We start from the raw sequence: 18054 nt of genomic DNA on the forward strand, positions 1-18054 counted from the left end.
ATGCCCGTCACCTCCCTCCGCAAGACCTCTGCTCGGCCTCCTGAAGTCGCGAAGATCAAGATCAAGATCAAGATCAAGATCAAGATCAAGATCAAGATCAAGAGCCAGAGCCAGAGCCAGAGCAGAGGGCGCCGACTGGCGGAATGTGGGCACTGGAAGCAAATTCGCACCCAATTGCAGTTGCTCCACGCGACGCGGCGCCTTAGACTGCCGCCCCCTGTAAAAGAGTGCCGGTTGGCGCTTGAAGAATTCCGCTGCCGATGCCAAGGCGTCGGCGGCACCCGAATCGCCCAAATGCACATATTTTCATAGAGAAATCGATGACCAAGGAACAGTTGCTGGCCATGTCGGCCGATGACTACATGAACGCTGACCAGCTGGCTTTCTTCGCTGGCCTGCTGCAGGCGATGAAAGTCGAAACCCATGAACGCATCGAGCTGAGCCGAGCCACCATCGAAGGCCTGGACACCCCGTCGGATCCTGCCGACGTGGCTTCGGTCGAGGAAGAGCGTAGCTGGCTGGTGAATGCCATCGACCGTGACCAGCGCCTGCTGCCGCAGCTGGAAATGGCCCTGGACCGCATTGCCGACGAAAGCTTTGGCTGGTGCGATGACAGCGGTGAGCCGATCGGCCTGAAGCGTCTGCTGATCAGCCCGACCACCAAGTACTGCATCGAAGCCCAGGAGCGCCACGAGCAGCTCGACCGCCACCAGCGCCAGGTGTAACCCCGCGCGGTGTGCCAAGCCCCACGGAGCGATCCCTGGGGCTTTTTGCGTTTCGTTCCAGCGGCGGTTTTGTTGCCCCGTACGTAACACTGATGTACCGGGATGCACTGTTTCCGCGCCGTACGCAGGCGTATCATGGCTTTATCGTTAGGGTGCTAATTAAATTCCGGAGGGAATGATGAATAGCCGGGTCGATGTAGCCGTGATGATTGGTTCGGGTGTGCCCGCCACACTGCGGGCGCTGGGTAAACCCATCTGCTGGGTGGTGCTGGTCAATGGCGAACGCCGTGGTACCCCATTCGCCACGCGAGAGGAAGCACTGGAGTGCCAGGCCGCCTGGCAGCAGCAGTTGAAGAAGGGCCTGGCAGCCTGAGCGCCGTGAATGCTACCGGTGAGCAAACAGGGTGTTGTTCAGGGCGTTCTTCTGTAAGAAATGTACTTTGCCTCTCGACGAATTTCGGTGTTTTCGTGCATATTCTTCCCCCAGTAATGCGCTGATGGATTGCAGGGCCCGCTCTCACGCGCTCTGGCATTGCCTGCCGCATCTTTTCTGGCGGTTTTGCTGTCAGACATTAAGCTTCCCGAATCGGGAATATGCCGAAAGCCTGTATTTGAGGCCAGATCTGGCAAGCCAGAGTAAAGATTCCTGCACACTGCATCGCCAGCGTGCACAGACATTTCGCATATCGCTTTATTACTCTTTTCGCCTATCGATAAGAAATGACCGTGTCTCACCGAGCTTGGGTGAGGGCGGGTTGTAACCGGTTGAGGATTACTTCATTGGCAGTCAGCACTCTTGATACCCATGCGTTGTTCGCCTTGGGCGACTTGCGCGGTAAATTGGCCCAGCTGTTTCAGGGCCGCTTCGTCTATGTCACCGAACAGAGTCCCGAAGGCCTGTACATGGCCGAAATCGACACCGAAAGCGCATTGGTCGTCGATGACAAGCAGCGATTGGAACTGAAGGTTGGCGACCATTTTCGCGCCGCCGTTCTGCCCAGCCGGGAAGGCGGCAAGCTGGAAATGCGCTTTCGTGAAATCAAGCTGAACGTATATGGCGTGGGCGACTATGCCTTCGTGTCGGTGCCCGAAGGCGAGGGCATCGTGTTCCGTGAAGGCCACGGTGTGATGCTTGTATTCGCCGCGCAGCAGCAAGTGCAGGAAGGCCTGGGCAAATTGCTCAAGGCGGTGACCGGCAAGGTTGCCAAATGGCGCAAAGGTGAGCTGACCACCTTCAAGGCCAGTGAATGACCCTCAGTGACGATACGCCCGCAACACGTGCCGAGTTTCATCGGCAGCATCACGCGGATGCCGTGGCCGAGGCCGAGCGTTTGGTGGCCAGGCGCGAAGAGCTGCAAGGCGCCTGGTTGAACTGGGTGGCAGGCGAATTGTATCGCCTTGGCCCGCCGCCTTATGCCGCCATGGTCCGGCGCGAGTTGCAGCGCCTGGCCCAAGGGTGAGGCGGCGACTTTTCAGTTACCGCGATCGCGGCCGCTGCTGACTTCTTCAGGTACCGGCTCTTTCGCCATGCGCTTGCGGAACAGCGCTGCCCGGGCCAGCAACAGCGTGGTCACCGGTACGGTGATCGACAGCAGGATCGGAATCAACCAGGCGTGCAGCACCGGGGCTTCCTTGAGCCAGGAAAAATAGATGATCGAAGCCAGTGCCACGCACCAGGCACCAATCGTCGAGGCCAATGCCGGCGGGTGCATGCGCTGGAAGTAGTCCTTCAGCCGCAACAGGCCCACGGCACCGATCAGGGCAAACAGGCTGCCGGTCAGCAGCAGCGCGGCAACGACCAGCTCCAGCCAGAAGGGGAGTTGCAGGGTTTCAGTCATTCGATCACCTCACCGCGCAGCAGGAACTTGGCCAGGGCAAACGAGCCAACGAAACCGAACAGCGCAATCAGCAGGGCACCTTCGAAGTAGGTGTCACTGGCATAACGGATTCCCAGTACCAGCATGGTCAGCATGGCCAGGATGTACAGGTAGTCCAGCGCCAGCACCCGGTCCTGGGCGGACGGGCCGCGGAACAGCCGGATAAGTGCCAGGGCCATGGCCAGGGCGAAGATGAACAGGCTGGCGAGGACAGCATTGGCGAGCAGGCCTGTCATTGGAAAATCTCCATCAGCGGGCGTTCGTAGGTGTCCTTGAAGTGCTGGATGAAGGCCGCCTCATTGTCCAGGTCGAACACATGCAGCAGCAACACGCTGCGGTCCAGCGCCAGCTCGGACCAGACCGTGCCGGGCACCACCGTGGTAATCATCGACAACGCCGCCAGGCCATGCGGGTCGCGCAGGGCCAGTGGAATGTGCACGAACGCCGAGCGGGGTGGCTGCTTGCCGGCGCGCAGCACGCCACGGGCAACCAGCAGGTTGGACATGATCACATCGATGCCGACCCGGGCAACCAGCCGGGCGATGGCCAGCGGCCGCCGTACATGGGCATGCTGCGGGCGCAGCGGTGCCATCAGCAGCGGCGCCAGCACGCCAAGCGCGGCTGCCAGCAAGAGGTTGCCGGGGCTGACCGAAAGGTTCAGCAGCAGCCACAGGCCAAACAGCGAAACCGATAACAGCGGTGCGGGGAACAGTCGATTCATGGCTGCACCTGTACGTCGAGCGAGGTGGGGCCAGGAATCGGCCGGGCGGCCATCACCGCTTCGATATAGGCTTCAGGCGCCTGCAGGCTGGCGGCGGTGTCCTGGGTGTAGCGCAAAAGCGGCTCGGCCTTGAAGCTGAGGATGATGCACAGGCCCAACAGGATGACAATGGGGAGGCATTCGTAGCGGCGCAGCACCGGCGAAGGGCGTTCCTCAGGCTTCCAGAAGCGCTGGATGCCGACGCGGCCGAAGGCGATCAGCGAAGCCATGCCAGACAGGATCAGCAACGCCACCAGGCCCCACCCCGCCGTGCCCAGCGGCTGCTCGGCAGGTACGCCCAGCCCCTGCGGGTTGAACAGTGCGCTGATCAGGTTGAGCTTGCCGACAAAGCCCGACAGTGGCGGCATGCCGATGATCAGCAGGGCGCAGGCGATGAAGCTCATGCCGAGGAAGGCCATGGTCCACGGGATGATCTGGCCGATCACCACCTTCTGCTCGTCATCGAGGTTGATGCCCTTGGGCGGGTGCAGTGATTCCAACGGTGGCGGCATGGTGCCTTCTTCGTCCTCAAGTGGCGCCTCGTTGGCCGAACGTGAACGTTCGACCAGTTCGGCGAGCAGGAACAGAGCGCACAGCGCCAGGGTCGAGTTGACCAGGTAGAACAAGGCGGCACCTGTCAGCGCCGATTGAGCGAAACCGACGGCGCCGAGCAGAGTGCCGGCCGAAACCAGGATGCTGAGTGCGGCCATGCGCTCCAGGCGCTGTGCGGCCAGGATTGACACCGCCGCCACCGCCAGGGTGACCAGGCCACCATATACCAGCCATTCACCACCGAAGTGCGCAGAGGCCCCGGCCTGCCCGGAGAACAGCAGTGTCCACAGGCGCAGCACGGCATACAGGCCGACCTTGGTCATGATGGCGAACAGCGCAGCCACCGGCGCACTGGCCGAGGCATAGGCCGGCACCAGCCAGAAGTTCAGCGGCCAGATACCGGCCTTGACCAGGAAGGCCATGGCCAGAATCGCCGCGCCGGCGTGTAGCAGGCCACGGTCGGCCTCCGGCACCAGCGGAATCTTCAAGGCCAGGTCGGCCATGTTCAGGGTGCCGGTCACGCCATAGAGCATCGCTGCGCCGATCAGGAACAGCGACGAGGCGAACAGGTTGATGGCAATGTAGTGCAGGCCGGCACGCACCCGGGCGCGGCCAGAGCCATGCAGCAGCAGGCCATAGGAAGCGGCCAGCAGCACCTCGAAGAACACGAACAGGTTGAACAGGTCGGCGGTGAGGAAAGCGCCGTACAGGCCCATCAGCTGGATCTGGAACAGTGCGTGGAAACTGGCCCCGGCACCGTCCCAGCGGGCGCGGGCAAACAGCAGGGCACTGAAGCCGATGATGCCGGTGAGGGTCAGCAGCAGGGCCGACAGGTGGTCGACCACCAGCACGATGCCGAACGGCGCCGGCCAGTTGCCTGGCAGGTAGACACCGATCGATTCCGCCTGGCCCTGGGTGCGCACCCACAGTAGCAGGCTGACCGCGATGGCCAGGCCGGCGAAGGTCGACAGCAGGTTCAGCCGGGCTTTTGTCTGCCGGTGTTTCTCGCCCAGCAGCAACATCACTGCCGCCGTCACCAGGGGCAGCAGGATAGGCGCGATGATCAATTGGCTCATGCCACTCATTCGTCACGCTCCCGGCCATCCACGTGGTCGGTACCGGTCAGACCGCGCGAGGCCAGCAACACCACCAGGAACAGCGCGGTCATGGCGAAGCTGATGACGATGGCGGTGAGCACCAGGGCTTGCGGCAGTGGGTCGGTGTAGTGCAGCAGGTCCTGGGGCACGCCGTCCTTGATGATTGGTTCCTTGCCGATGAACAGGCTGCCCATGCTGAAGATGAACAGGTTGACCCCGTACGACAACAGGCACAGGCCCATGATTACCTGATAGGTCCGCGGGCGCAGGATCAGCCACACCCCCGAGGCGGCCAGCACGCCGATGGCAACTGCAATCACTTCTTCCATCAGGCGGCTCCTGCTTGGCTGGTTTTCGCCGGGTTGCCCGGGCGGTAGGCGCGCACCGACTGGTGCGCCAGGGCAGTGAGGATCAGCAGGGTCGAGCCGACCACCACGGTGAACACGCCGACATCGAAGAACAGCGCGCTGGCCACATGCACATCGCCGAGCAACGGCAGGTGCAGGTGGGCGGTGTGGGTGGTGAGGAACGGGTAGCCCAGCAGCATGGCGCCCGCGCCGGTCAGGGTTGCGCACAGCAGCCCGGTACCCATCCAGCGCAGCGGGCGCAGGCTCATCTGCGCCTCGACCCACTGGGTGCCGGCCACCATGTACTGCAGGATGAACGCCACCGACATCACCAGGCCCGCAACGAAGCCGCCACCGGGCTGGTTGTGGCCACGCATGAACAGGTACATCGACACCAGCAGGGCGATCGGCAGCAGCAGGCGCACCAGCACCGCGGGCACCATCATGAAGCCCAGGGCGGTGTCAGTGGCATGCCGCGGGTTGATCAGGTCGGTGACCACGTCGGGTGCCAGCTGACGCTGCTGCGCCGGCAGTTGCATGCTTTCCTTCGGCGGGCGGAAGCGCCGCAGCAGGGCGAACACGGTCAGCGCAACGGCCACCAGCACGGTGATTTCACCGAGGGTATCGAAACCACGGAAGTCGACCAGCATGACATTGACCACGTTGGTGCCACCGCCCTGGGGCAGTGCCCGGCTCAGGTAGAACGAGGAAATGTCGTTCGGCGTGGGCCGGGTGAGCATTGCATAGGACAGCAGGGCCATGCCGCCGCCTACCAGCACCGCCAGCAGCAGGTCGCGCAGGCGACGCATGCGCGCACGCTCCAGGCTGCCCGGCAGCGGCGATACGCCTTCGATCCGCCGCGGCAGCCAGCGCAGGCCGAGCAGGATCAGCACGGTGGTGACCACTTCCACTACCAACTGGGTCAGGGCCAGGTCAGGCGCGGAGAACCAGACGAAGGTGATGCAGGTCATCAGGCCGCAGACGCTGACCATGATCAACGCCGCCAAACGGTGATACTTGGCCTGGTAGGCGGCGCCGATGGCGCAGGCAATGGCGATCAGCCACAGCGCGACGAATACGCCCGAGCCGGGAATCTTCGGCCGGTCGCCCCAGCTCAGGCCGCTGTAGAGCATGGGGGTGAGGCCGGCGAGGAAGGCGGCGAGCACCAGCATGAACAGCTGCGACTGCAGGCGGCGGCTGGTGAGCAGGCGCTCGATGCGCCGCGCCAGCAGCATCAGTTGCACCTGGCCGTGTTCGAACAGGCGCTTGCCGTTGAAACGCTCCATCACCGGCGGGTAGGGGAAGCGGCCCAGGCGCAGTTGCTTGCGCAGTAACAGGTACAGCACGATACCGCCGCTCATGGCCACCAGGCTCATGATCAGCGGCGCGTTCCAGCCATGCCAGATGGCCAGGCTGTATTCCGGCAGGGTGCCGCCCACCACCGGCAGGGCGGCGGCGGCCAGCAGCGGGCCTACCGACTGGGCAGGGAAGATGCCCACCACCAGGCAGGTAAGCACCAGCAGTTCGACCGGCGCACGCATCCAGCGTGGCGGTTCGTGCGGGGTGTGCGGGAGGTCCTGCGCAGTGGGGCCGAAGAACACATCGACGGTGAAACGCAGGGCATAGGCCACGCTGAAGGTGCCGGCCAGGGTGGCGATGACCGGCAGCGTGGCCTCGACCCAGGCAGTGGAGCTGATGAACACCGTTTCGGCGAAGAACATTTCCTTGGACAGGAAACCGTTCATCAGCGGCACGCCGGCCATCGACGCGCTGGCCACCATGGCCAGGGTGGCGGTGTATGGCACCAGGCGTATCAGCCCGCTGAGGCGGCGGATGTCACGGGTACCGCTTTCGTGGTCGATGATGCCGGCGGCCATGAACAACGAGGCCTTGAAGGTGGCGTGGTTGAGAATGTGGAACACCGCCGCGACGGCGGCCAGCGGGCTGTTCAGACCCAGCAGCAGGGTAATCAGGCCCAGGTGGCTGATGGTCGAGTACGCCAGCAGGCCCTTGAGGTCGTTCTGGAACATGGCGGCGAAGGCGCCGAGCAGGAGGGTGAGAGCGCCGGCACCGCCGACTATCCAGAACCACTCCTCGCTGCCCGACAGCACCGGCCACAGGCGCGCGAGCAGGAACACCCCGGCCTTGACCATGGTCGCCGAGTGCAGATAGGCCGATACCGGAGTGGGCGCTGCCATGGCATGGGGCAGCCAGAACTGGAAGGGGAATTGTGCGCTCTTGCTCAGGGCGCCAATGAGGATCAGTGGCAGCAGCACCGGGTACAGCGCATGCTGGCGGATGGTGTTGCCGGCAGCCAGGACCTTGTCCAGGTCGTAGCTGCCGACCACATGGCCGAGCAGCAGGGCACCCACCAGCAGGCACAAGCCGCCCGCGCCCGTGACCATCAGCGCCATGTAGGCGCCGCGGCGGGCGTCGGCACGGTGGTGCCAGTAGCCGATCAGCAGGAACGAGAACAGGCTGGTGAGTTCCCAGAAGAACACCAGCTGGATCAGGTTGCCGGAGATCACCAGGCCGAGCATGGCGCCCATGAAGGCGAGGAAGAAGGCGAAGAAGCGCGGCACCGGGTCTTGTGGCGACATGTAATAGCGGGCATACAGCGACACCAGCGTACCGATGCCCAGCACCAGCAGCGAGAACAGCCAGGCGAAGCCGTCCATGCGCAGCACCAGGTTCAACCCCAGGCTGGGCAGCCAGAGGAATTCTTCGCGAATCACGCCGCCGTGGGCAACCTGAGGGTACAGCAGTGCTACCTGGACAGTGCCGACCAGGGCCACGAGCCCGGCGAGAATGGACTCCGCGTTACGTGCGTTGTGCGGCAGCACGGCTGCCAGGCAACTGCCCACGAACGGCAGAAGCAATAGCACTATCAATGACATAGCGTTCTATTCTGGAGAAGTTTGCAAAGAATCATACGTGCCGAGGGGTTGATCACCAACACGCAAGCTGTCGCAGAATCCTACAAACAGGCTGTGACAAGCTGTTTTTTTATAACAGATTCTTACAAAGCATAGTCGTAGTTGGCGGCTTTACAGGCCAGCCTGGCGCTCGCCTTCACCCTGCGCTTCCCGTGCTTCGGCCACCTCGCGCGGGCGGCGCACCTTGAGTTCGCTTACCACCACCGCGATCACGATCAGCAGGCCACCGAGCAGTGCCACGCCCGGCAGGCGCTCACCGGCGATGCGCCCGACGATCCCGGCCCATACCGGTTCGCCGGCATAGATGAGGGTGGCGCGGGTGGGCGAGACCGACTTCTGCGCCCAGTTCATTGCCACCTGGATCACCGCGCTCATGGCGCCCAGGCCCACGGCACTGGCCAGCAGCAGCCAGGAAAAGTCGGGGATGCGCTCCTGGGTCGGCACGATCATCAGGAACGCCAGCAGCGAGGCGGTCGCCAGTTGCACCACGGTGACCCGGCGCACATCGACCTGGCCGGCGTAGCGGCTGATCAGGATGATTTCGCCGGCAATGGCCACGGCGCTGACCAGGGTTACCAGCTCGCCTTCGCTGAAGTGCAGGCTGCCCCCCTCCGGGCCGGCCAGCAGCATCAGGCCGATGAACGCCAGGCCGATACCAATGCTGGGCATCAGGCCGGGGCGCCGGCCCAGCACCAGCCATTGCAGCAGCGGCACGAATGGTACGTACAGCGCGGTGATGAACGCCGACTGGCTGCTGCTGATGGTTTGCAGGCCCATGGTCTGCAGGCCGTAGCCGAGCATGATCGACACCCCGATCAGCATGCCGGCCTTCAGTTCGGTGAAGGTCAGCCCAGGCAGCGCCCGCGCCGAGACCACTCCGACGAACAGCGCGGCTGCAGCGAAGCGCAGGCCGACGAAGAACATCGGGCCGCTGACGGTCATCACGTTGTGCACCAGCAGGAAAGTGCCGCCCCACAGCATGGTGATGAACACCAGCACCAGTTCGGCCTTGCTCAGGCGAAAGGTTATGGCAGGGGTTGGCTTGTTGCTGGGCTGGTTCATGGTCTTGCGCACTCGGAGAGGGCGGCGCACAATCGCCGCAAAGTGGGCAGTATACTGCGCAATACCGACCAGTGAGCAATATAGTGCACAAAGATTCCTCGCACCGGGCATCGGTGCTGCAACATGTCAGCCTCAATGTACGCAGCCTGCGCAACGCCGCGGGCATGAGCCAGACGATGCTGGCGGAGCGCTCCGGGGTCAGCCGGCGCATGCTTGTGGCGATCGAGGCGGGCGAAAAGAATGTCAGCCTGACTACTCTTGACCTGATTGCCGAAGCCTTGGGCGTGGCTTTCAGTACCCTGATCCAGGCACCTGACCAGCGTGACCCCGGGCGCATCGAAGAGTTGGCCTGGGCCGGCGAACACCCGCAGAGCCGGGCGGTGCTGCTGGGTAGCAGTGTGGCGCGGCGCGAGGTGGAGCTGTGGGAATGGACCCTGGCGCCGGGCGAGCGCTATTCCAGCGAGGCTGATGCCGAGGGCTGGAGCGAGCAGATCTATGTGGCGCAAGGGCAACTGACGCTGATTATCGAAGGGGTCGAGCATCGCCTGCAGGTCGGGCAGTTCCATGTGTTTCCCAGCAACTGCCGGTATGCCTATCGCAACGATGGGGCGGTGGCGGTGCGGTTTGTGCGCAATGTGGTGATTTGATCGAGAGGTGTTGCTGCCTTCAGTGCCTCATCGCCGGCAGCCAGCTTCCGCAGGTTCTCCCACTGGCTCCGAGCCTGAAGGTGGACCTGTGGGAGCTGGCTTGCCGGCGATGAGGCTCGTATGGGCAACCCAAGGCTCGCGGTCAGTCTCCTATCAACTCATCGGTCCTGACCACCTTGGCATAGGCAAACGCCAACGCCGCCATCGCCGAATCATGCACCTGCGCTGCTGGCACCTGCTTGCCATCGAACTCCAGCGGCAACGTGGCACAGGCGTCGTGCGCCACGGTCACCTCGTAACCCAGGTCGGCCGCGGCCCGGGTGGCGGCGTCGATGCACATGTGGCTCATGCTGCCGACGATGGTCAGGGCCTCGACGCCATGGCGGTCCAGCGTGTGCTTCAGGTCGGTGCCGAGGAAGGCGTTGACCTTGTGCTTGAGCACCACCGGCTCGTCGGCCCGAGGCTCGACCTTCGCATGGATCGCCGCGCCCAGCGAGCCTGGCGCGAAGAACGGCGCGTCGGCGCTCTCGAACTCATGGCGCACATGTACCACCAGGTCGCCCCGTTGACGCGCCGCTGCGAGCAGGCGGGCAGCGTTGTCGGCCGCCTGGTCGGCGCCCTCGAGGGTCCATTTGCCGCCCGGGAAATAGTCGTTCTGGATGTCGATGATGATCAGCGCCTGGTTGCTCATGCTGCCTCCTGTGGCAGTAGTCGTTGGATGACGTTAGTTATAGGCTGTGTGCACTGACCTGAGGATTGGCGCGAACGACACTATGCAGGCAAAAACTGACAACCCCGCCAGCCTGGACATCGGCCTGCTGCTGTACCCCGGCGCGCAGCGTGCTGCCGTGCATGGGCTGGCCGACCTGTTCCTGGTGGCCAACCGGGTGGCGTCCGAACTGGGGGCCGTCAAGTTGCCATCGGTGCGGATCAGCTACTGGCAGGCGGACGAAGCGGGGCAGTTGCAGCCTGCCCCTGAGAGCGTGCCTGCTGTCGAGTCCAACCTGCGGGTGCTGATCATTCCCCCGAGCCTGGAGTCGGCACCGCAGGGTGACCTGCTTGAGCGCCATCGCGCGTCGTTATGCCAGTTGCACAGGCATGGCACGGTGCTGGCATCGGTGTGCATCGGGGTGTTCTTCATCGCCGCCAGTGGCCTGCTCGACGGGCGCCCGGCCTGCACCCACTGGAACTACGTGCATTCTCTTGCCCAGCGTTTTCCCAAGGTGCGGGTCGAGGCCCAGCAACCATTGCTGGACGATGGCGACATCGTCACCTCGGCTGGGCTGATGGCCTGGACCGACCTGGGCTTGCGCTTGCTGGAGCGTTTCATGGGCGCGACGGTGGCGCGGGAAACTGCCCGCTACCTTGCGGTCGATCCGGTCACGGCGCCGCTGCCTGGTGCAGTGTTCAATCCACGCCTGGACCATGGTGATGACGCGGTGCTGAAAGTGCAGCACTGGTTGCAGGGCAACGGTGGGCAGGACGCGGACCTTGCCGGCATGGCTGCGTGCGCGGGGCTGGAGGAACGCACCTTTCTGCGGCGTTTTCGTGCTGCCACGGGGCTACGGCCGACCGAATACTGCCAGCAGGTGAGGGTAGGGCGGGCGTGCCGCTTGCTGGAGTTCACCCGGCGCAATGTCGAGCAGATCGCCTGGGGCGTCGGTTATCAGGACCCAAGTGCGTTTCGCAAGGTGTTTCAGCGCATCACCGGCCTGACCCCGAGTGATTACCGGCGGCGCTTCGCGGTATCGGGTTAGGGCGCGGGAGCGTTCCCGGTGCGGAAAACCGCTTGACCTTGACTTTACTTGAGGTTTTACCCTGCTCGGCATCGCGCTGTACGCGTCCGTCGCCAGGAGACCGTTCATGACGGCAACATCCCGAGCCCTGTGGTTTACCCAGATGATCGAATTTGAAGTGCCTGGCAAGTTCCAGCAGGCGCTGGCCCAAGCGCTGGTGGCACGCAGCGAAGAGCTGGCTGCGCGTTGTGAAGGGCTGCAGGGTGTCAGTATTCAGGCCAGCGACGACGGCAGCCGGGTGCTTCAGTACCTGCAATGGCAGTCTCGACAAGCGTGGTCGTCAGCGGCCGTGCATTTCGTCGAGGAGCCATTCCTCGAACTGCTTGGTCGGTACCAGGCCAGAGGCGTCAACTTTGCTGCCTACCAGACCCTGCGCAGCCTGGTGCGCGGCGCCGATGGCGGCCTGCATTGCCAGGTGGGTGAGCCTCAGGCATACCAGGGCGCATAGTGCGGGTAGCGATCCAGGCGGGCGCCGATGACCATTTCGCTTACCCATGCCGCCAGGATCGAACTGTAGGCTTTCTGGCTCTCTTCGCTGGACAATGCATGGTCGGCACCGTCGACCATGCGGTGGGTGAGTGAATGGGCACTGACGAATGCCGAGCGGTAGCTCATCAGTGTGCTGTGCGGTACGTAGTCGTCCTGCTCGGACTCCACCAGCAGTACATCGCCCTCGAATTCGGCGCAGGCTGCCAGTGCGCGGTTGTCCGACGGGCCGAGCGGCCGCTGGCGGTAGGCGTTCAGCCGTTGCCGGTCGAGGGTTTGCTTGGGCAGGTTCCATTCGTCGTCCCAGTACATGGCGGGCACCCGCAACGCCAGCCATTTGACCGGCCGTTCGCGGGTCAGCAGGGTGGCCAGGTAGCCGCCATAGCTGCTGCCGATGATGGCGATGGCACCGGTGTCGACGGCTGGGTGGCTTACCAGGCGGTCATAGGCAACCAGCAGGTCGGTCAGGTTCTGTTCGCGGGTGACCGTCAGCCGCTGGCTTTCGGTTTTTTCGTGGCCGCGCAGGTCAAAGGTCATGCACACGCAGCCCAGCCCGGTGATTTGCCGCGCGCGTGCCAGGTCGCGTTGCTGGCTGCCGCCCCAGCCGTGGACGAAGAGGATGCCCGGCATCTTGCTGCCGGGGCTGACCAGGGTGCCGACGATGCTGTCGTCCTCGACCTGCAGTTCAACGGTTTCACTCTGAATGGTCATGTTCGCGAATCCGCGCAAATTTGCTGAGTTGTCCGAGTTCACTGTCGTTTCCTTGGTAGAAGAGGGTGGCGTCAGTGGGCAGTTCGGGGGTGCCGAACACTTCATGGGTGGAGGCACGCACCCGTTGCAATGCCGGGTCGTCGGCGAACGCCTGCAACGCCAGCAGCTCGGCACTGCTGGCACCGCCCAGGCGCCAGGATTGTTCGAGTACGCCGCTGCGCAGGTGGCCCTGTGGGTTCACGCCGCGGGCGATGTCGTAGTTGCGTCGTGAGGCGATGAAGCCGGGGAAGTGCTGCTCGGCGGCCTGTTCGTAGGCTATCGCCTGGTTGATGGCCAGGCGCAGCGGTTCGTCCAGCGGCAGTTGCAGCAGTGCCTGGTAGTCACCGCGCACAACTACCAGGTCGGAGCCGCCATACACTTCCGTGCCCTGGTGGTCGTGGGTCAGTTGCTGGGTACCGTGATAACTGCAGGTCAGGCCGGCGACGCGTACCTGGCCGACGCTGAAGGTTTGCACTTCGCTCAGGTCTTCCTCAAGCACCAAGCCCCATAGCGCAAGGTCCTGGTCATCCATCTCGGCCAGCAGCGGTTCCAGCGCATCCGCGGTGGTGATGACCTGTTGCCCACGGCCTGCGCAGGCCAGTACCGGCTTGATTCGCAACGGGCCGTCCGTCAGTAACAGCTGTGCGGCGGTGCGCGCATCGGCCTTGCTGAACACGGTGTAGCCGCGCAGCAGGGCGTCGCTGGCTTGCCGGGCGAAGGCATCGGTCCACCCCGGCGGGAAACTGGCTCCGGCCGGCAGCGGGTGGGAAATTGCCTTGGTCGCCATGTAGGGGTGTGCGACCAGGCCGCCGAACAGGTCCTGCTCGCTGCAGATGCCCAGGGCGGCATGACGCTTGGGATCGACCAAGGTTTCGGTGGGCAGGTAGTAGTAGCCATCGGTGGCGCTTGGTGGCCGGTCGGGTTGCACGTGCGGGCAGCCCAGCAGGCGGGCCAGGCCATCGGCAAGCTTCAGGTGTACGGCATGCTCGTGGTCGGGGGTGTGTGCGCGAGTGTCGAGCAGCACCACGCCGCGTCTTGGGGCGCAGGCATTGGGCATGGTCATTTGCCTGTGTGCAATGAATGTACTGAGTGTGAAGCCAGTGCTTTGAGGAAGTTCAGCGGAACTTGATCGGTGGTTCTGGCCTATCTGTAGGAGATGTCCGATATGCGCACGGCATGGCGGGCAATGCATGCCGTGTGTCGGTCGCCAAGATTGCAGGGCTTCGGCTGCTGTTCCATTATCGGCACACTGGATAAACCGTGATGTAGCCGCAGGAGAGCGCATGAACGTTCAGACCACCTTTGGGCAAAGCGTGCCGCAGCGCCTGGCGCAGATTCGCCAGGCCATGGCATCAGAGGGCATCGATGCCTTGCTGGTACCTTCGGCCGACCCCCATCTTTCCGAATACCTGCCCGGTTACTGGCAAGGGCGCCAGTGGCTGTCGGGTTTCCACGGCTCGGTCGGCACGCTGGTGGTCACGGCTGACTTCGCCGGGCTGTGGGTGGACAGCCGCTACTGGGAACAGGCGGAACACGAGCTGGCGGGCAGTGGCATTGAGCTGATGAAGCTGTTGCCGGGTAAGCCTGGCGCGCTGGAATGGCTGGGCGACCATGTCGAGACCAATGGCAGCGTGGCGGTAGACGGTGCGGTCATGGCCCTGGCTTCGGCGCGCCAGCTGGGCGACCGGCTGAAGGCGCGCGGCGCGCGACTGGTGACTGACAAGGACCTGCTGAAGCAGGTCTGGGCAGAGCGCCCGGAGCTGCCAGGCAACCCGGTCTACCAGCATTTGCCACCGTACGCCACGGTGAGCCGGGCGGAAAAACTGGCGCAGTTGCGCCAGAGCGCACAGGCCAAGGGCGCCGACTGGCATTTCATCGCTACCCTGGATGACATCGCCTGGCTGTTCAACCTGCGCGGTAGCGATGTGTCCTACAACCCGGTGTTCGTCGCCTTTGCCTTGATCAGCCAGCAGCAGGCCATCCTGTTCGTAGGCCCGGACAAGGTTGATGAGCACCTGAGGCAGGTACTGGCGGCCGACGGTATCGAGGTGCGCGATTACGCCAGAGCAGGCGAGGCCCTTGCCGCCATGCCGGCCGGCAGTCGATTGCTGGTCGATCCGGCCCGGGTAACCTGCGGCCTGCTGGATAAGCTGCCCGCCGGGGTCGAACTGGTCGAGGGGCTCAACCCAACAACATTGAGCAAAGCGTGCAAAAGTGAAGACGACCTTGAACACATCCGACGTGTGATGGAGCAGGACGGCGCGGCCTTGTGCGAGTTCTTCGCCTGGTTCGAGGCCAGCCTCGGGCGGGAAGTGATTACCGAGCTTACCGTCGACGAGCAATTGAGTGCAGCGCGTGCCCGCCGCCCAGGTTTCGTGTCGTTGAGCTTCTCGACCATTGCCGCCTTCAATGGCAATGGCGCGATGCCGCATTACCGTGCCACCGAGCAGTCGCATGCGGTGATCGAGGGCGATGGTCTGCTGCTGATCGATTCGGGCGGGCAGTACCTTGGCGGTACTACCGACATAACCCGCATGGTACCGGTGGGTACCCCAAGCCTTGCGCAGAAGGAGGATTGCACGCGCGTGCTCAAGGGCATGATCGCCCTGTCGCGCGCTACCTTCCCGCGAGGCGTGCTGTCGCCATTGCTCGACGCCATTGCCCGGGCACCGATCTGGGCAGGCCAGGTGGATTACGGCCACGGCACCGGGCATGGAGTGGGTTACTTCATGAATGTGCACGAGGGGCCGCAGGTAATTGCCTACCAGGCGGCGCCGACGCCGCAGACCGCGATGCAGGTGGGCATGATCAGCTCGATCGAGCCGGGTACGTACCGCCCAGGGCAATGGGGTGTGCGTATCGAGAACCTGGTGGTAAACCGCGAGGCCGGCAAGAGCGCCTTCGGTGAATTCCTGAACTTCGAGACCCTGACGCTGTGCCCGATCGATACCCGCTGTCTGGTACCCAAGCTGCTGGCCAATGAGGAGCGGGACTGGTTGAACGGCTATCACGCCAAGGTACGTGAGCGCTTGGCACCCTTGCTCAAGGGTGATGCGCTGGCGTGGCTGGAGGCGCGTACCGCGCCTTTGTGAGGCAAATGAAAAGGGCAGCTTGCGAGCTGCCCTTTTGTCTACTTGCAGATGACGATCATGCTGCGGCTGGTATAACCCGCCGGGTTTATGCCGAACAAGTAGTCACCAGGCTCTTCATCGCTATCGCCCGAGCGTGCAATGACCCGGTAGCCGCGCGTGCTGCACGAGCTCGCGGCCTTGCTATAGCAGTTGTCCCACGAGGAAGACAGGCCGGAGCAATTGATATGCAGGCCCTTCTTGCCCCTTTTGACCTCAGTCTTGGCCGTGGCGGCGCATCCAGCAATAGCCAAGATGGCCAGGATGAGCAAAATACGTTTCATTCCTGTCCTTAAATGCAGGGCTGATAGCTGTAAGGCCCTGTCGTTATCGCTTTGGTTCTTCCTGAAATTTCCCCAGCGTCCGTGTTCGGTCCAGTAGATAGCGTAAAGATGATGATTCTATGACAGCTTAATCAGCGAGACGGGTCGCTACAATCATTAATCCTGTCTCAAATGAAAATATTTCTCATGTCAGTCTGCTGCGACAGCCGGGCTGGGTTCCTTGCGCATGGACAGGGTGGTGCCGACCGACGCGGTAATGATCGCCAGAATAGCCAGCCATTGGGTAATCGTCAGTACTTCGCCCAGGAACAGAAGGCCGGAGAGGGCGCCGAATGCTGGTTCGATGCTCATGAGGGTGCCGAAGGTGCGTGCAGGGATACGCGTGAGGGCAACCATTTCCAGGCTGTAGGGCAGGGCGGTGGACAATACCGCGACGCCTAGCGCCATGGGGATCAGAGCGGGCGTGAGCAATGCGCTGCCAGCGTGGGCGATACCGATGGGGGCAACGAACAGCGCGGCGACCACAACGCCCAGTGCGGCACTCTGGATACCATGCTCGGCCCCGGCCCGCTGCCCGAACAGGATGTACATTGCCCAGCATACGCCTGCGCCCAGGGCATAGGCTGCGCCGACCGGGTCGAGGGCCTGCCCGCCATGGCCGGCCGGCAGCAACAGCAGCAGGCCGACGATAGCCAGGGCAATCCAGAGGAAGTCGATCGGCCGGCGCGAGGAGAAGATCGCAACGGCCAGCGGGCCGGTGAACTCCAGTGCCACGGCGATGCCGATCGGTACCGTTTGCAGGGCCATGTAGAAGAGGAAGTTCATGCCGCCCAGCGCCATGCCGTAGATGATGACGTTGCGCAAGGTGTTGCGGGTCATGCGCACACGCCACGGTCGCAGGATCAGCAGCATGATGATGCTGGCGAAGATCAGGCGCAGGGTGGTGGTACCTTGGGCGCCGATGAGGGGAAACATGCTTTTGGCCAGGGAAGCGCCGGACTGTATCGATGCCATGGCGATGAGCAGCAAGCCGATCGGGAAGAGGGTTGCGGCCAGGCTGCGGGGCTGGGTGTTCATTTCTGCGCGGCGATCCTTGAGCGGGGTTTCGGGTGAGCAATATAGTGCGCAATTATGAGGAAAGGGGGCAAGGTGCCTGGCGTTGCTTTTTATTTCGGTGCCTGTGCGATTGAGCGCGTTGCTAGGTTCGCGCGGAGCACATGACGGCCCTGATGCGGTCCTTTCCGGAAATATTCTAAATTATTGAAATTAAAGGTTGACCTCCTGGAAAGCCGCCCTATAATGCGCACCACTCCAACGCGGTAGCGAAGCAAAAGTCAGCCACCCTGTTGAGTCAAGTGTTTGAAGCTAAACGAGTTTCTCGCAAAAACTTCAAAATAAACGCTTGACAGCAAATGAGGAAAGCGTAGAATGCGCGCCTCGGTTGAGACGAAATGCTCTTAACGAAACGCTCTTTAACAAATCGAATCAAGCAATTCGTGTGGGTGCTTGTGAGTATGGACTGATAGTCACAAAGATTATCAGCATCACAAGTGGCCATGCGAGAAATCACATAGTCATTTGAGATTGCTGAGCCAAGTTTAGGGTTT

The 18054-nt window shown here is 63.1% G+C and carries 20 protein-coding genes and 1 pseudogene; 9 read left to right on the forward strand and 12 right to left on the reverse strand.

Going from position 1 to position 18054, the window contains the following annotated elements:
* The 5 genes and pseudogenes from IRZ77_RS25040 to IRZ77_RS25060 all read left to right on the forward strand — a co-directional run.
* Positions 1–312, forward strand: a pseudogene (locus IRZ77_RS25040) (hypothetical protein); the annotation flags it as partial.
* 8 nt (positions 313–320) lie between these two features.
* Positions 321–725 (forward strand): TraR/DksA family transcriptional regulator, encoded by a 405-nt coding sequence (locus IRZ77_RS25045; protein WP_003259022.1) that lies wholly within the window; start codon positions 321–323, stop codon positions 723–725.
* Positions 726–903: 178 nt separating this feature from the next.
* Positions 904–1098, forward strand: coding sequence for a hypothetical protein (locus tag IRZ77_RS25050; protein ID WP_085602309.1), 195 nt, complete (start codon positions 904–906; stop codon positions 1096–1098).
* Between the two features lie 407 nt (positions 1099–1505).
* Positions 1506–1976: a hypothetical protein gene (locus IRZ77_RS25055; RefSeq protein WP_003259020.1), complete on the forward strand. Its 471-nt coding sequence runs from the start codon at positions 1506–1508 to the stop codon at positions 1974–1976.
* Entirely contained in the window at positions 1973–2185 is a 213-nt protein-coding gene (locus IRZ77_RS25060; RefSeq protein ID WP_196174579.1) for a hypothetical protein, read from the forward strand. Before IRZ77_RS25055 ends, IRZ77_RS25060 begins: the two co-directional genes overlap by 4 nt.
* A 12-nt stretch (positions 2186–2197) precedes the next feature.
* Here the strand turns inward: IRZ77_RS25060 and IRZ77_RS25065 are convergent, their stop codons facing one another.
* From IRZ77_RS25065 to IRZ77_RS25095, 7 genes are all read right to left on the reverse strand, one after another.
* Positions 2198–2563, reverse strand: coding sequence for a Na+/H+ antiporter subunit G (locus IRZ77_RS25065; protein ID WP_046617147.1), 366 nt, complete (start codon positions 2561–2563; stop codon positions 2198–2200).
* Positions 2560–2838 (reverse strand): K+/H+ antiporter subunit F, encoded by a 279-nt coding sequence (locus IRZ77_RS25070; RefSeq protein WP_003259015.1) that lies wholly within the window; start codon positions 2836–2838, stop codon positions 2560–2562. The genes IRZ77_RS25065 and IRZ77_RS25070 overlap by 4 nt, the downstream gene beginning before the upstream one ends.
* The gene (locus IRZ77_RS25075) at positions 2835–3323 is read right to left on the reverse strand and encodes a Na+/H+ antiporter subunit E (protein WP_085602310.1); all 489 of its coding nucleotides are present in this window, start codon (positions 3321–3323) and stop codon (positions 2835–2837) included. The genes IRZ77_RS25070 and IRZ77_RS25075 overlap by 4 nt, the downstream gene beginning before the upstream one ends.
* On the reverse strand, positions 3320–4999 hold the full coding sequence (locus tag IRZ77_RS25080) for a monovalent cation/H+ antiporter subunit D (protein WP_046617145.1): 1680 nt from the start codon (positions 4997–4999) through the stop codon (positions 3320–3322). The genes IRZ77_RS25075 and IRZ77_RS25080 overlap by 4 nt, the downstream gene beginning before the upstream one ends.
* Positions 4996–5340, reverse strand: coding sequence for a Na+/H+ antiporter subunit C (locus IRZ77_RS25085; protein ID WP_013971840.1), 345 nt, complete (start codon positions 5338–5340; stop codon positions 4996–4998). Before IRZ77_RS25085 ends, IRZ77_RS25080 begins: the two co-directional genes overlap by 4 nt.
* Positions 5340–8255 (reverse strand): monovalent cation/H+ antiporter subunit A, encoded by a 2916-nt coding sequence (locus tag IRZ77_RS25090; RefSeq protein WP_046617144.1) that lies wholly within the window; start codon positions 8253–8255, stop codon positions 5340–5342. Before IRZ77_RS25090 ends, IRZ77_RS25085 begins: the two co-directional genes overlap by 1 nt.
* A 150-nt stretch (positions 8256–8405) precedes the next feature.
* On the reverse strand, positions 8406–9356 hold the full coding sequence (locus IRZ77_RS25095; protein WP_108481354.1) for a DMT family transporter: 951 nt from the start codon (positions 9354–9356) through the stop codon (positions 8406–8408).
* Between the two features lie 83 nt (positions 9357–9439).
* Between IRZ77_RS25095 and IRZ77_RS25100 the strand changes: the two genes are divergently transcribed.
* The gene (locus IRZ77_RS25100) at positions 9440–10003 is read left to right on the forward strand and encodes a helix-turn-helix domain-containing protein (protein WP_196174580.1); all 564 of its coding nucleotides are present in this window, start codon (positions 9440–9442) and stop codon (positions 10001–10003) included.
* Positions 10004–10145: 142 nt separating this feature from the next.
* Here the strand turns inward: IRZ77_RS25100 and IRZ77_RS25105 are convergent, their stop codons facing one another.
* Positions 10146–10694 (reverse strand): cysteine hydrolase family protein, encoded by a 549-nt coding sequence (locus IRZ77_RS25105; RefSeq protein ID WP_108481355.1) that lies wholly within the window; start codon positions 10692–10694, stop codon positions 10146–10148.
* 82 nt (positions 10695–10776) lie between these two features.
* Between IRZ77_RS25105 and IRZ77_RS25110 the strand changes: the two genes are divergently transcribed.
* Positions 10777–11760 carry a GlxA family transcriptional regulator gene (locus IRZ77_RS25110; RefSeq protein WP_085602313.1) on the forward strand — a complete coding sequence of 328 codons (984 nt, stop codon included), beginning with the start codon at positions 10777–10779 and terminating at the stop codon, positions 11758–11760.
* 106 nt (positions 11761–11866) lie between these two features.
* The gene (locus IRZ77_RS25115; protein ID WP_196174581.1) at positions 11867–12247 is read left to right on the forward strand and encodes an antibiotic biosynthesis monooxygenase; all 381 of its coding nucleotides are present in this window, start codon (positions 11867–11869) and stop codon (positions 12245–12247) included.
* Here IRZ77_RS25115 and IRZ77_RS25120 read toward each other — a convergent pair.
* Complete coding sequence (locus IRZ77_RS25120; protein WP_108481357.1) at positions 12226–12996, reverse strand: alpha/beta hydrolase family protein; 771 nt, start codon at positions 12994–12996, stop codon at positions 12226–12228. The genes IRZ77_RS25115 and IRZ77_RS25120 overlap by 22 nt on opposite strands.
* A complete protein-coding gene (locus tag IRZ77_RS25125; RefSeq protein WP_108481358.1) occupies positions 12980–14098 on the reverse strand; it encodes a DUF3182 family protein in 1119 nt (372 codons plus the stop codon). The genes IRZ77_RS25120 and IRZ77_RS25125 overlap by 17 nt, the downstream gene beginning before the upstream one ends.
* A 220-nt stretch (positions 14099–14318) precedes the next feature.
* Between IRZ77_RS25125 and IRZ77_RS25130 the strand changes: the two genes are divergently transcribed.
* Entirely contained in the window at positions 14319–16127 is a 1809-nt protein-coding gene (locus IRZ77_RS25130) for an aminopeptidase P family protein (RefSeq protein WP_108481359.1), read from the forward strand.
* Between the two features lie 38 nt (positions 16128–16165).
* On the opposite strand, the gene IRZ77_RS25135 is transcribed toward IRZ77_RS25130, so the two are convergent.
* Both IRZ77_RS25135 and rhtA read right to left on the reverse strand, forming a co-directional pair.
* Entirely contained in the window at positions 16166–16447 is a 282-nt protein-coding gene (locus IRZ77_RS25135) for a hypothetical protein (protein ID WP_025338390.1), read from the reverse strand.
* A gap of 189 nt (positions 16448–16636) precedes the next feature.
* Positions 16637–17524, reverse strand: a complete 888-nt coding sequence (rhtA, locus tag IRZ77_RS25140; protein ID WP_108481360.1) for a threonine/homoserine exporter RhtA — start codon at positions 17522–17524, stop codon at positions 16637–16639.
* Positions 17525–18054 lie beyond the last annotated feature (530 nt).

Source organism: Pseudomonas pudica (assembly GCF_015680405.1).
Lineage (GTDB): Bacteria > Pseudomonadota > Gammaproteobacteria > Pseudomonadales > Pseudomonadaceae > Aquipseudomonas > Aquipseudomonas pudica.

What these genes read in the sequence shown, in the direction of transcription:
- IRZ77_RS25045 (WP_003259022.1), top strand. Translation starts at nt 321, where the DNA reads ATGACCAAGGAACAGTTGCTGGCCATGTCGGCCGATGACTACATGAAC.
- IRZ77_RS25050 (WP_085602309.1), top strand. Translation starts at nt 904, where the DNA reads ATGAATAGCCGGGTCGATGTAGCCGTGATGATTGGTTCGGGTGTGCCC.
- IRZ77_RS25060 (WP_196174579.1), top strand. Translation starts at nt 1,973, where the DNA reads ATGACCCTCAGTGACGATACGCCCGCAACACGTGCCGAGTTTCATCGG.
- IRZ77_RS25065 (WP_046617147.1), bottom strand. Translation starts at nt 2,563, where the DNA reads ATGACTGAAACCCTGCAACTCCCCTTCTGGCTGGAGCTGGTCGTTGCC.
- IRZ77_RS25070 (WP_003259015.1), bottom strand. Translation starts at nt 2,838, where the DNA reads ATGACAGGCCTGCTCGCCAATGCTGTCCTCGCCAGCCTGTTCATCTTC.
- IRZ77_RS25075 (WP_085602310.1), bottom strand. Translation starts at nt 3,323, where the DNA reads ATGAATCGACTGTTCCCCGCACCGCTGTTATCGGTTTCGCTGTTTGGC.
- IRZ77_RS25080 (WP_046617145.1), bottom strand. Translation starts at nt 4,999, where the DNA reads ATGAGTGGCATGAGCCAATTGATCATCGCGCCTATCCTGCTGCCCCTG.
- IRZ77_RS25085 (WP_013971840.1), bottom strand. Translation starts at nt 5,340, where the DNA reads ATGGAAGAAGTGATTGCAGTTGCCATCGGCGTGCTGGCCGCCTCGGGG.
- IRZ77_RS25090 (WP_046617144.1), bottom strand. Translation starts at nt 8,255, where the DNA reads ATGTCATTGATAGTGCTATTGCTTCTGCCGTTCGTGGGCAGTTGCCTG.
- IRZ77_RS25095 (WP_108481354.1), bottom strand. Translation starts at nt 9,356, where the DNA reads ATGAACCAGCCCAGCAACAAGCCAACCCCTGCCATAACCTTTCGCCTG.
- IRZ77_RS25105 (WP_108481355.1), bottom strand. Translation starts at nt 10,694, where the DNA reads ATGAGCAACCAGGCGCTGATCATCATCGACATCCAGAACGACTATTTC.
- IRZ77_RS25110 (WP_085602313.1), top strand. Translation starts at nt 10,777, where the DNA reads ATGCAGGCAAAAACTGACAACCCCGCCAGCCTGGACATCGGCCTGCTG.
- IRZ77_RS25115 (WP_196174581.1), top strand. Translation starts at nt 11,867, where the DNA reads ATGACGGCAACATCCCGAGCCCTGTGGTTTACCCAGATGATCGAATTT.
- IRZ77_RS25120 (WP_108481357.1), bottom strand. Translation starts at nt 12,996, where the DNA reads ATGACCATTCAGAGTGAAACCGTTGAACTGCAGGTCGAGGACGACAGC.
- IRZ77_RS25125 (WP_108481358.1), bottom strand. Translation starts at nt 14,098, where the DNA reads ATGACCATGCCCAATGCCTGCGCCCCAAGACGCGGCGTGGTGCTGCTC.
- IRZ77_RS25130 (WP_108481359.1), top strand. Translation starts at nt 14,319, where the DNA reads ATGAACGTTCAGACCACCTTTGGGCAAAGCGTGCCGCAGCGCCTGGCG.
- IRZ77_RS25135 (WP_025338390.1), bottom strand. Translation starts at nt 16,447, where the DNA reads ATGAAACGTATTTTGCTCATCCTGGCCATCTTGGCTATTGCTGGATGC.
- rhtA (WP_108481360.1), bottom strand. Translation starts at nt 17,524, where the DNA reads ATGAACACCCAGCCCCGCAGCCTGGCCGCAACCCTCTTCCCGATCGGC.